The organism is Sulfuricaulis sp. (genome assembly GCF_049587675.1).
Classification (GTDB): domain Bacteria; phylum Pseudomonadota; class Gammaproteobacteria; order Acidiferrobacterales; family Sulfurifustaceae; genus Sulfuricaulis.
Genome location: NZ_JBAVEJ010000185.1, coordinates 1 through 11,322 on the forward strand (window position 1 = coordinate 1; position 11,322 = coordinate 11,322).

Here is an 11,322-nt window from a genome sequence, read left to right on the forward strand (position 1 = left end):
CGCTGTAGGAAACGCCGAGGCTCGGCAGGCGCGCCCCAGCGGCGGTTTGGGTGCGCGCGGATGCCGCGGCGCTCTGCGCCTGTACCGCGAGCAGGTCCGGGTTATGCGCCAGCGCATGGCTGACCGCCTGCTCCAGGCTGAAGGTTTCGGCGCGGACGACGTGACTCGCGGTGAATGCGAGCAACAACAGCGCGGCCGGTATGATCCGGTAATACATGCGACTCTCCAGGTTGGTTACTTTCTCCCCATGCCTCCTGGTTATGTGAGTCTTTTATCGGCGTTTAAAGTAGATAAATACGGCCGCCGCGGCCAAAAATCAATGATACCCGTCAATAATCAGAACGGTTTGACCACCACCAGAATCACCACCGCGATGAGAATCACGGTCGGAAACTCGTTGAACCAGCGGTAATAGACATGATCGTGGCGGTTGCGGTCATGCTTGAAATCGAGCATCAGCTTGCCACAGTAAACGTGGTAGACGATGAGCACCGCCACCAGCGCCAGCTTGGCGTACAGCCAGCGGCCGCTCCATGGGTAACCGAGCCACAGCCACAGCCCGAAGACGACGGTGAGAATCCCGCCCGGGGTCATGATGCCGAAGAACAATTTGCGCTCCATCACCTTGAAGCGTTCGTTACCTTCCCGGTCGGTCGCCGCCATCATGCTGTGGTACACGAACAGCCGCGGCAGGTAGAACAGGCCGGCGAACCAGGTGATGAGAAAAATGATGTGCAGCGATTTGACCCAGAGCATCGGTCAGCTTTGTCTCTGCCGGAGGTAGAACAGAAAATCCATCTCGGGGCTAGGCACGTGCAGGCGTGTGCACGCCGCACTGATCTGGCCGCGATGATGCACGGCGTGCGTCATGACGTGGATCAGCCCATCGCTGACCGACACGCGCCGTTTCGCGCCGTCGGAACCGGGGTATTCGATGATCTGCTGAAACCATCCCGGCTTTTTCTGTATGAGCCAGGTTTTGAGTTGTGCGAACTCGTTCAGCACCGCGGGCTTCAGTTCCTCCCACTTTTCGTAGAGCGGCGCGTCATCGTTTGTTACCTTGCTGAATTCGCCTGCCAGCCGCGCGCGCCAGTTGCGCGTCACGATCAGGATGTGATCCACGGTCATGTGGATGTTGCGGAAGAACAAGCTGATGTCGGCCTGACGCTGCTCGTCGCTCAGGGAGTCGAGGGATTTGAAAAGCTCGGCGCTGGCCCAGCGCTGGTAGTCTGCCTGCTCGATGAAATAATCCCTCATGGGGGTCAGGACGCCGTTCCTTTCAGGTATTTCTCAATGATACGCCGTGCCTTGCTGGTGTCCAAGCGGCCGGTGGAGTTCAGCACGATGTTTCCGTTCGGCGCGATGAGAAACGCGGCGGGCACGTACGGCACGCCGCCGAAGGCGCTGGTCAGTTTGCCCTGCACGTCGAGCGCGACTGGATACGGCAGGCCGCGGCGTTGCGTGAATTCCTGCACCAGCGCCGGTGGATCGTAGGGCATGGCCACGGCGATCAGCTCGAATCCGAGCGGGTGCCAGGCGTTGTACAGCTGGATGAGGTCGGGCAGTTCCTCGACACAGGGCCCACAAGTCGTAGCCCAGAAGCTTATCAGCACCGGCCGCCCGCGCAGCGAGCGCAGCGTGACCTGGCGTCCGTCGAGCAGAGTGAATTCCGTTTCTGGAGGCGGCGCCGACGACGGCAGCAGCAAGGCGACGCTCACGGCAATGGCGGCCGCCACGGCCAGGATCGCGGGCAGGGCAAGGCGGCGTTTCACACGAACAGCTCCAGCAGGTTGTTCAGAAAACGCCGGCCTTGCGGCGTAGGGCGGATGGCCCGCGTATCCCATTCGATCAGTCCCTTGTTTTCGGCCAGCGCCAGTTCCGGTTCGCAGGCCGAGATCGGCAGCCCGGCGCGTTCCTGGAACAGCGGCGAAGGAAAGCCGTCGACGAGGCGCAGCGCGTTGAGCATGAACTCCGCCGCCGCGTCGTGACGCGAGAGTTTCTGCTCGCCGCCGATACTCTCGGGCATTCCGGCGGTGCGCAGATATTCGTTCGGATGTTTCACTTTCCACAGGCGCGTGATGGCCGCTCCCGGCATCCCACCTCTCGCGGCACTCGCACATCCCTGTGCATCGCCGGCGGCGGTGATCTTGGCATGCGCGCCGGCGCCGATGCCGAGATAATCGCCGAACTTCCAGTAGTTCAGATTGTGCCGGCACTCGTATCCCGGCCGCGCATAGGCCGAGACTTCGTATTGCCGGTAGCCCGCCGTGGCCAGCTCGGTCTGCAACCGGCTTTGCATATCCCAGGTGATGTCGTCGTCGGGAAGTGTCGGCGGACGTGCATGAAACAGCGTGTTCGGCTCGATGGTGAGCTGATACGCGGACAGATGCGTGGGGTGAAGATCGATCGCTGTGCGCATGTCCGCCAACGCCTGTTCCACCGACTGGCCAGGAAGGCCGAACATGAGATCGAAATTGAAATTGTCGAAGCCCGCAGCGCGCGCGGCTTCGGCGGCACGCAGCGCCTCCGCGCGCCCGTGGATGCGGCCCAAGGCTTTCAATTTTTCTTCGTCGAAACTCTGGATGCCGATGGACAGGCGATTGATGCCCGCCGTCCGGAATCCCTTGAAGCGTTCGAGTTCAACGGTGCCGGGATTGGCTTCGAGCGTGATCTCGATATTCTGATCGAGCGGCAAGCGCGCGCGGATGCCCGACAACAGGCGGTCAATGGCTTCGGGCGAGAACAGGCTCGGCGTGCCGCCACCGATGAAGATGGTGTGCACGATCCGGCCCCACACCCGCGGCAGGTCCTGCTCCAGGTCGCGCAACAGCGCGTCGATGTATTCCTGTTCTGGAATATCGCTGCGCGCCTCGTGCGAATTGAAATCGCAGTACGGGCACTTGCGCACGCACCACGGGATGTGCACGTACAGCGACAGCGGCGGAAGCGAGGCGAAGTTCAGCATGCACGGATGCGGACGAAGAGGGAAGCGCGATTATATCAGCGGCCTGGTAGGTTGGGGTGAATGAAATGAACCCCAACAAAATCTAAAACGGCTGGCGGTTATTGTAGGGTGTGCTGAGCGTTAGCGAAGCGCACCAAATAAGCTTTGCTAGGTCCGCTGACTCGGCGCTGCCAGCGCCTTGGGCCGCGAAATGCTCACCAGCATCACGCCAATCAGGATCACCACCGTGCCTGCCATCTGCATGGCGCTGAGCGTTTCCCGCAGCACCAGCCAGCCGAGCACCACCGCCACGAGCGGGTTGATGTAGGCATAAGTGCCGAGCATCGAGGGACTGACTTCGTGCAGCAGCCAGATGTACGCGGCGTAGGCGAAGCAGGAGCCGAAGACGATGAGATAGGCGAGCGCCACCATCGCTGTCGGCGACCAGCTCCAGCGTAAGGTTTCTCCGGCGGCAAACCCGAAGCTGCAAAAAACGACGCCGGCAACCAGCGATTGCATGGCCGCGACCATGAGCGGCGGCGTAGTGAGATGGCCGCGCTTGGCGACCATCGAGCCGGCCGCCCACAGCGGGCAGGCTCCCAGCACTGCGAGCTGCGCCCAGAAATGATCCAATGTGAAACCGTTTTCCGGCAGAAGCAGCATGGCGACGCCGAAAAAACCGACGCCAAGCCCGAGCACGGTACGCGGCGCGAGCTTCTGGCCGTGCGCGCCCAGCGTGCCGAAGCCCGCGAGCCACAGTGCGGTGGTGGCGACGATCAGCGCCGCCTGGTTCGACGGCACCCACTGCTCGCCCCACACTACCAGACCGTTCGCGCCCACCAGCATGAACAGCGCCGTGATCGCGATCGTGCGCCATTCGCGCAGATGGGTTGGAAATTTCTGCCCGCTCAGGCGCGCGTAGAGCGCGAGCAGGATGCCGGCGGTGACAAAGCGCGCGCCAGCAAACAGCGCCGGCGGTAATTGCTGCACGCCGACGCGGATCGCGAGGTAGGTCGAGCCCCAGATGATGTAGACTGCCGTGAAGGCGATGATGACTTTCCAGCGCCAGGCAGGATCGTGTTTCATTTTGTTATTTTACTTTTTCTGGACTGCCCGTGTGTCTATTTATGTTTTCACTCACGGCTTGGATTTATACAGAGGAGGGCTTAGAAAATCCTAATGGTTGACATGAGCAGCCGACGGAGGCCGTAGGAGGTCCGTTCGATGGAAGAGTTAGGCGATATATCACTCTCGTTATTGCAAGACGCTAACGGTAGACTGCCCAATTTTAATGAAGCTAATCGGACAAGAGGTCTAAGATGGACGATCTCGAATTTAGAATCTATGAGCATATTCAAGACCTGAACTTGCAGTTCTTGAAGACTAGGGCGTTGAGCATTAAGCCGATTGATATTGAAAATGAACCTATTTGACAAAGCCTCAAGCTCGATGAACGGGTAAAGCCTGCGTTCTGGGGCGACGAGGTATCAAAGTCCAAGCCCGTCTATCAACAGATACTGTCGTATGTCGGGATACTAGACGCGATATCCGCTTCTATCTACGGCGAAGACTATAGCAACACAGAAAGATTCAACTTGCTTCTCAAGGACTATTTGAAGTGGGAGTTTGCAGACTTTGTCAGTATTCCCCATCTATATCAGCTGCTGCGAATTCACCCTCTTCCAAACCTAGAGCCAGTTTGAGAGAAAGTATTCAACTTGGTAGACAAGTTGATGTCTAGTAAACATGCCACGGCTGCTAATGATGTAGATGTCGGAACAGTTGGAACGTGGTTTGGTGGCGATGTCGAAAGAAAACTTAGACCAACAGGCCTAAAGCTTACCGATCTCACTCACTCAGCATTGTTCTATCGATTCAGAAACAGAATCGTGCATTCCATGAGGAGCTATGGCTTCGCGCTGGACCATCATTTCCGAATCGAAAACGTTCCCAATTATTTGATCATTTCATTTAACGGACAGCATATATTTCAGCTCATTTACTCTGTTGGTTTCTGCGAAAGCCTTGCGGAGAAAGCACTAGTTAAGCTGCCGGACTATATGAAGCAATGGAGATTCACGGAGCTGAAGAGGTCAAAGCATGACTTCTACTTCTATCCAAACCTGAACGAAAAGGAGCCGCGACTCTTCTGATGTCGCCCAACTAAAATTCGATTTCAAAACCGCCGTATAACTTTGGCATGGTTGTGCTAACCACCCCCCTGAGTCAAGCCGAACCCCGAGGGAAGCCGAAGGGCCGGCCCGAAGGGGCGAGCGAGGGATCGCGAGCGTGCGCATTCGGCGCAGGGATGCGCCGTATGCGCACCCGCTGAGGCGACCGACGGGGTGAGGGGACCCGCGGTGTTTGCGGGCGCAGACTCGGGGGCGCGCTTCCTTTTGGTGACTTTTCTTTGCGCGTGCAAAGAAAAGTCACCCAGGGTGCAGGGGCGGAGCCACCCGCAATTAGCTGTTGATTGCGGGCGAAGCCCGCTCGACTATTTCTGCAGACGTTTAAGAAAAACCGCCATCTCCTTCGCCGCCTGTTTATCGCCTTTTTCTTCCGCGACTTTGATGCCATCTTCGTAAGCTTTAATCGCTTCGTCATTGCGGCCCGCATCGGTTAGCGCTTTGCCGAGAAGTTTCCACGCGGCGGAATATTTCGGGTCTTTCTCCACCGCCTTGTGCAGATGCTCGGCAGCTTTGTCGGGCTGGTTGAGTTTCAGATATTCGCCGCCGAGGCTGTAACGCAGCAGCGCGCTGTCCTGGCCGCGCGCGAGCATGGCTTCCAGGTTGTCGACGATCGCCATGCTTATTCCTTGGGCGGCTTGGGATTGACGCCGAGCTGCTTGAGCTTGCGGTAGAGATGCGTGCGTTCCATGCCCGACATGCGCGCCACTTCGGCGACGTTGCCGCCGGTGCGCTTGAGGTGATGCTCGAGATAGGCCTTCTCGAATTGTTCGCGCGCGTCGCGCAGCGGCATTTCCATGAGCGTCGGCGGATAGGCCTCGGCCGACACCGGCGCCGGCGCGCCGAGGGTCTGCTCGACCTCGGCTTCGGTTACTTCCTCCCCGCGATTCAGGATCAGCAGCCGCTGCACCATGTTGCGTAGCTCGAGCACGTTACCCGGCCAGGAGTAGTTGCGCAGCAGGTTGAGCGCGCCGGTGGTGAATTTACGGTAGGGCAGATGTTCGTTGTCCGCCATCCAGTTGACGTAGAAATTGATCAGCTCCGGCACGTCCTCGTGATGCTCGCGCAGACTCGGCACGCGCAGCGGCACGACGTTCAGGCGGTAGTACAGGTCCTCGCGGAAACGTTTATCCTCTACTGCTTTCTGCAAGTCTTGGTCGCTGGCGGCGATGATGCGCACATCCATCTCAACCGTCACGTGGCCACCCACACGGATGAAGTGTTTCTGTTCAAGCGCATCGAGCAATCGCGCTTGCGTGGCGCTGTCGAGGTCATTGATCTCGTTGAGCAGCAGGGTGCCGCCCGCGGCCTGTTCGAAACTGCCGGGCTTGATCGTGCCCTTTAGTTCCTGCCCGAAGAGTAGCGCAGTCACCTGTTGTGGCGCGCTCGCGGCCAGACTCACTTCGACAAAAGGCGCATCCTTGCGCCCGCTGTGCGCGTGCAGGTAACGCGCCGCGACCGCTTTGCCGCTGCCGGCTTCGCCGGAAATCAGCACCCAGGCGTCGGTGGCGGCGATGCGCTCGATGCTCTTGCGCAGTTGCTGCATCAGCAGGCTCTTGCCGATCAGCGTGGTGGCCGGTTCGGTCTGGCGACGCAGGCGCAGGTTTTCACGCCGCAATTTGTCGTTTTCGAGTGCGCGTTCCACGGTGACCAGCAGCTTGCCCATGGACAGCGGCTTTTCGATGAAGTCGTAGGCGCCGAGGCGCGTGGCCTCGACCGCGGTTTCGACCGTGCCGTGCCCCGATATCATGATCACCGGCATTTCGAGATTGCCGGATTGCGACCACTCGCGCAGCAGGCTGATGCCGTCGGTATCCGGCATCCAGATGTCGAGCAGCACAAGGTCGGGACGCTGCTTGCGCACCGCTTCGCGCGCGGTCTTGGCGTTCTCCGCCGTCACCACCTTGTAGTGCTCGTCCTCGAGAATTTCCTGCACCAGCCGGCGAATATCCGGCTCGTCGTCCACCACCAGGATGTAACCGGGGTTCATGCCTTCGTCTCCGCGCGCACGGGTTTAGGGGCCAAGGGTTTTTCAGCGGACAGCGTCACCGCGCCTCTGATCGGCAGGCGGATAATGACACAAGCGCCACCGTCCTTGAGGTTCTCCGCGAGAATGGCGCCGCCATGCTCTTCGACGATGCGTTTGACGATGGCCAGCCCCAATCCCGTGCCCTTTTCCTTGCTGGTGACATAGGGCTCGTAAAGTCGCACCAGCTGCGCCTCCGGGAATCCGGGGCCGTTGTCCTGTATTTTCAATTCCGCAAAACGATGCGTGTTCTCCGTCAGCACGCGAGTGCTTACGCTGATCATCGGTTTGGGTGTGGCGGTGAGCGCCTCGCGCGCGTTGAGCAGCAGGTTATGCAATACCTGGCGGAGCCGCCCGGGATCGGCCGAGATCAGAGGCAGGTCGGCGTCGAGATTGAGTTTGGTCGCCACGCTGCGCGGCGGTTTTCCCTTGCCCGGTTTGTCGTCGTTGCGGTGCAGCGGCACCACGCCGGCGGTGCTGAGGCCGCGTTCGTTCTTGTACAGCTCGATGACGTCGCGAATCAGGTTGTTCAGGTCCACCGGGCGCGACTGCATCTGCGCGGAGCGCGCGTATTCGGAGAAGTCATTGACCATGGATTTAAGCGCTTCGACTTGTTCAATGATCGTGCGCGTGGCGCGTTCGAGCGCTACGCGCTCTTCTTCCGGCACCTGGCGCAAGTACTTGTGGCGGATGCGCTCGGCCGAGAGCTGGATGGGGGTGAGCGGGTTCTTGATTTCGTGCGCCATGCGCCGCGCCACTTCGCCCCAGGCGGCGTCGCGTTGCGCCTGAATGAGCGTGGTGATGTCGTCGAACACCACCACGTATCCACCGCGCTTGCCGCGCCACGAGGGCAGTGACGTGCCGCGCAGCATCAGCGTGCGATGACGATTATTCACCGCCAGCTGAATCTGAGTCTGCCATTCAGCCTGGCCGGCCGCCGCGGCCTGTTCGACCGCCTCGGTGAACGGTTGCAGGGCCGGATAGTGTTCCGTGAGCCAGGCCAGGGATTTGCGCCCGCTTGACTTGAGCTCAGCGCCGAGAATCTGGCTCGCCGCCGGGTTGTGCGTGCGCAGCAATAGACGCTGGTTGAACGTGAGCACGCCGGAGGACAGGCGTCCCATGACGGTTTCGAGGTAGGCGCGCTGGATCTCGGCTTCCTGCTGGCTGCGATTGCTCTGTGATTGCGCGCGATGAATGCGGCGCGTCATGTCGTTGAACGACTCGACGAGGATGCCGATTTCGTCGTGGCTGGTGACGGGAATCTGCTTCTGGTAATCGCCTTGCGCCACGGCGCGTGTGCCTTCGGCAAGTTCCCGGATCGGTGCCGACAGCCGCCGCGCCGAAAAGATCGCGGCCCAGACCGCGATCAGCAGCGTGAGCAGCGCGATCAGCGACAGCGTGAGCGTGAAGCCGAACTTGAGCGGGCCACGCAGGTACACGAGTTTTTCGTATTCGGCGAATGCCGACTGCACGGATTCGCCGAGCTTGGCATAGCGCGGCGGCAGCGCCTGAAGCACCTGCAACACGCGCATCGGTGCACCGACGTCGCGCGTACGCACCGGCACCACCACGCGCAGGCGCAGGCCGGATTTGCCAATGGCGTCGAGATTGGCATAGGTCTGCCCCTGGCGCACCTGTGTGAATACCGCGTCGCTCGGTCGATCCGGGATCAGCGCCCCGGGCTCGAAGCTGGCCTCGCTCACCGAGGCGATGATTTTGCCGTCCTGGGTGAACAGCGTCAGTTCGGTGATGTTGTACTGCTCGCGCAGCGCGTTGAGCAGGGTCAGTTCCGAGCGCAGCCCGCCGATTTTTGGCTTCACGGGCAGGGTTTCCAGTTCCAAGGCCATTTCCTGGGTGTTTTTCACCAAGTCCTGCTTCTGTGCGTCGAGCGCGGTGCGCCCCAGCAGCAACGCGTCGTCGAGCGCGCGTTCGATGCGCACGTCGAACCAGTTGTCGATGCCGCGATTGAGCGTCTGGATGGAGAAGAAGAACACCACCGACACCGGCAGCACCGCGAGCATGACGAACATCACCAGCAGTCGCAGCGTCAGCCGCGTGCCCATCACGCGCGCGCGGTACTGCTCAATGAAATGAAACAGGTTGAGCAGGATCAGTGCGATCAGCAGCACCACGCCGAGGATGTTGACGAGCAGCAACACCGAATACATCTGCCCGAACAGCGCCGAGTTCTGGGCGGCGGCATTCATCATGATGAATGCCGCGATCAGCAGCACCGACAGCACCGCCAGCGGCGTCACGCCGGTAACGTAGCGGGTGACATAGCGGTTCCATCCTTCGGTCCGTTGACGGGGCGTCCCCGCCCCGCTTCTCAGCGAGCTACTTTCCATGAGGTCCATCCGCTGTTGAGATGCCAGGAGAACGAGGTATAAGCCACCGGCCGCAGTGGCGTGGGCAGGGCCTCGATGTCGAGGCTCACGCGGATGTCGGCGGAATAAGCGCCTTCGGACGGCGATTCCGGAAGCGAGAGCTTGAGGTCGCTCAGGGAGCCAAGCTGCTTCAGTGCCTCCTGCTGGGTGAGCAGGCTTTCCCGCGTTTCTGCCTCGCCTTCACCTGCGCTGATCAGGTACTGGCCCGAGAGCGCGTGATACTGGATGCGGCGACGGAGCGTCCAGGAAGCGATTTTCTTGTCCCACAGGTAACGGCGCTGGTGATACAGGCGGACGTCGATGACTACTTCGAGCGGAATACCCTTGGCCAGCGCTTCTTCCACACTGGGACTCAGGCCCAGTTCGAGATTGCCGGCGAAGGTCAGCGACTGCTCGGCGAATTTCGGCTGTACGTCCGCGATCTTGAAGTCTGCCGCGGCCTCGCCGAGCAATGCCAGTGCGAGCGCCGCCAGCGCGAATTGCCGCCAGTCAATTTTTACGGATACACGCATAATAGAAACCGTCCATGCCCGCTTCCCCCGGCAGAATCTGTCTTCCCACCGCCCGCGCCCGCCCGGCGCTCATCGGCAGCATGACCTCCCGCGCCTCGGGATGACGCAAGATAAACGCCGACAGCTGTTTTTCGTTCTCTACCGCCAGGATCGAACAGGTCACGTACAGAAGCTTACCTCCGGGCTTGAGCAAGGGCCACAGTCCCTCGAGGAGACGTGCCTGCGTTGTGACGAGTTTGGGCAGGTCCTCGGGATGCCGCCGCAGCTTGATGTCGGGATGGCGGCGGATCACCCCGGTCGCCGAGCACGGAACATCCGCGAGTATCCGGTCGAACGGCCGCCCGTCCCACCAATTCGCCGGGTTCGCTGCATCACCGGTGATGATCATCGCGCCGAGGCGCAGACGCGCGAGATTATCCTCAATCATGGCCACGCGCGCCGGCTCCTGGTCGAGCGCCACCAGTTCATCGAGCCCCGGCGTATGCTCGAGCAAGTGGCCGGTTTTGCCGCCGGGCGCGGCGCAGGCGTCGAGTACGCGCTCGCCGGGTTGGGCGTCGAGCAGCACCGTCGCGAATTGCGCCGCCGCGTCCTGCACCGAGACATCGCCCTGGATGAATCCGGGCAGCTCGCTCACGGCCACGGGCGTGTCCAATAACACCGCGGTATCGGTCAACGGCATTGTCTTGGCAGCGATACCGGCTTGCGCGAGGCGCGCGAGATATTGATCGCGAGTCTGCCGGCGCCGGTTGACCCGCAACACCATCGGCGGGCGCTCGTTGTTGGCGGTCAGCACGGCCTCCCAGCTGTCCGGCCAGTCGCGGCGGATTTCCTCGATGAGCCAGGCCGGATGGCTGAAGCGGGCCGAGGGACTGGCGGCGACGGCCGCCTGAGCGCGCGCTTCCTCCCGTAGATAAGAACGCAGGCAAGCGTTGAGAAAATTTTTCGCCCAGATTTTTTTCAGTGCCGTAGCTGCTTCCACCGTCTCGGTCACCGCCGCGTGCCGGGCCACACGCATATGCCGCAATTGATACAGTCCAACCATAAACAGCATATGGATATCCCGATCTTTTTCGTGGAGGGGCCTATCGATGAAGACCGAGGCAATGGCATCCAGCTGATGGAACCACCGCAGCACGCCATAGGCCATCTCCTGGATCAGCGCCGCATCGCTTTTTTGCTTATCCGGCAGTGTCGCCAGGGATTGCGCCAGAGCGGTATCGAGGTAGCGTGAATGGACAACCACCTGCTCCAACACTTTTGCCGCCAC

12 protein-coding genes are annotated in these 11,322 nt (G+C 60.8%); 1 reads left to right on the plus strand and 11 read right to left on the minus strand.

From position 1 onward, the window contains the following. The 6 genes from WB402_RS09620 to WB402_RS09645 all read right to left on the minus strand — a co-directional run. Window positions 1-217, minus strand: a 217-nt coding sequence (locus WB402_RS09620) for a TolC family protein (protein WP_424207289.1), incomplete at its 3' end; no start/stop codon positions are given. A gap of 119 nt (window positions 218-336) precedes the next feature. Further along, window positions 337-756, minus strand: coding sequence for a protoporphyrinogen oxidase HemJ (gene hemJ, locus WB402_RS09625; protein ID WP_424207291.1), 420 nt, complete (start codon window positions 754-756; stop codon window positions 337-339). 3 nt (window positions 757-759) lie between these two features. Beyond that, complete coding sequence (locus tag WB402_RS09630) at window positions 760-1,257, minus strand: DinB family protein (RefSeq protein ID WP_424207293.1); 498 nt, start codon at window positions 1,255-1,257, stop codon at window positions 760-762. 5 nt (window positions 1,258-1,262) lie between these two features. After that, on the minus strand, window positions 1,263-1,772 hold the full coding sequence (locus WB402_RS09635; protein ID WP_424207295.1) for a peroxiredoxin family protein: 510 nt from the start codon (window positions 1,770-1,772) through the stop codon (window positions 1,263-1,265). Continuing rightward, complete coding sequence (hemW, locus tag WB402_RS09640) at window positions 1,769-2,965, minus strand: radical SAM family heme chaperone HemW (RefSeq protein ID WP_424207297.1); 1,197 nt, start codon at window positions 2,963-2,965, stop codon at window positions 1,769-1,771. The genes WB402_RS09635 and hemW overlap by 4 nt, the downstream gene beginning before the upstream one ends. A gap of 147 nt (window positions 2,966-3,112) precedes the next feature. Beyond that, complete coding sequence (locus WB402_RS09645; protein WP_424207299.1) at window positions 3,113-4,030, minus strand: EamA family transporter; 918 nt, start codon at window positions 4,028-4,030, stop codon at window positions 3,113-3,115. 647 nt (window positions 4,031-4,677) lie between these two features. Here WB402_RS09645 and WB402_RS09650 point away from each other — a divergent pair. Beyond that, on the plus strand, window positions 4,678-5,097 hold the full coding sequence (locus WB402_RS09650; RefSeq protein WP_424207301.1) for a hypothetical protein: 420 nt from the start codon (window positions 4,678-4,680) through the stop codon (window positions 5,095-5,097). Between the two features lie 341 nt (window positions 5,098-5,438). Here the strand turns inward: WB402_RS09650 and WB402_RS09655 are convergent, their stop codons facing one another. From WB402_RS09655 to rsmB, 5 genes are all read right to left on the minus strand, one after another. Then, entirely contained in the window at window positions 5,439-5,750 is a 312-nt protein-coding gene (locus tag WB402_RS09655) for a tetratricopeptide repeat protein (RefSeq protein ID WP_424207303.1), read from the minus strand. Window positions 5,751-5,752: 2 nt separating this feature from the next. Further along, window positions 5,753-7,120: a sigma-54-dependent transcriptional regulator gene (locus tag WB402_RS09660; RefSeq protein WP_424207305.1), complete on the minus strand. Its 1,368-nt coding sequence runs from the start codon at window positions 7,118-7,120 to the stop codon at window positions 5,753-5,755. Further along, on the minus strand, window positions 7,117-9,504 hold the full coding sequence (locus tag WB402_RS09665; RefSeq protein ID WP_424207307.1) for an ATP-binding protein: 2,388 nt from the start codon (window positions 9,502-9,504) through the stop codon (window positions 7,117-7,119). The genes WB402_RS09660 and WB402_RS09665 overlap by 4 nt, the downstream gene beginning before the upstream one ends. Continuing rightward, a complete protein-coding gene (locus tag WB402_RS09670) occupies window positions 9,486-10,055 on the minus strand; it encodes a DUF4390 domain-containing protein (RefSeq protein ID WP_424207309.1) in 570 nt (189 codons plus the stop codon). The genes WB402_RS09665 and WB402_RS09670 overlap by 19 nt, the downstream gene beginning before the upstream one ends. Further along, a partial coding sequence (gene rsmB, locus WB402_RS09675; protein WP_424207311.1) for a 16S rRNA (cytosine(967)-C(5))-methyltransferase RsmB occupies window positions 10,033-11,322 on the minus strand: 1,290 nt, incomplete at its 5' end. The genes WB402_RS09670 and rsmB, both read right to left, overlap by 23 nt.

What these genes read in the sequence shown, in the direction of transcription:
- hemJ (WP_424207291.1), bottom strand. Translation starts at nt 756, where the DNA reads ATGCTCTGGGTCAAATCGCTGCACATCATTTTTCTCATCACCTGGTTC.
- WB402_RS09630 (WP_424207293.1), bottom strand. Translation starts at nt 1,257, where the DNA reads ATGAGGGATTATTTCATCGAGCAGGCAGACTACCAGCGCTGGGCCAGC.
- hemW (WP_424207297.1), bottom strand. Translation starts at nt 2,965, where the DNA reads ATGCTGAACTTCGCCTCGCTTCCGCCGCTGTCGCTGTACGTGCACATC.
- WB402_RS09645 (WP_424207299.1), bottom strand. Translation starts at nt 4,030, where the DNA reads ATGAAACACGATCCTGCCTGGCGCTGGAAAGTCATCATCGCCTTCACG.
- WB402_RS09650 (WP_424207301.1), top strand. Translation starts at nt 4,678, where the DNA reads ATGTCTAGTAAACATGCCACGGCTGCTAATGATGTAGATGTCGGAACA.
- WB402_RS09655 (WP_424207303.1), bottom strand. Translation starts at nt 5,750, where the DNA reads ATGGCGATCGTCGACAACCTGGAAGCCATGCTCGCGCGCGGCCAGGAC.
- WB402_RS09660 (WP_424207305.1), bottom strand. Translation starts at nt 7,120, where the DNA reads ATGAACCCCGGTTACATCCTGGTGGTGGACGACGAGCCGGATATTCGC.
- WB402_RS09665 (WP_424207307.1), bottom strand. Translation starts at nt 9,504, where the DNA reads ATGGAAAGTAGCTCGCTGAGAAGCGGGGCGGGGACGCCCCGTCAACGG.
- WB402_RS09670 (WP_424207309.1), bottom strand. Translation starts at nt 10,055, where the DNA reads ATGCGTGTATCCGTAAAAATTGACTGGCGGCAATTCGCGCTGGCGGCG.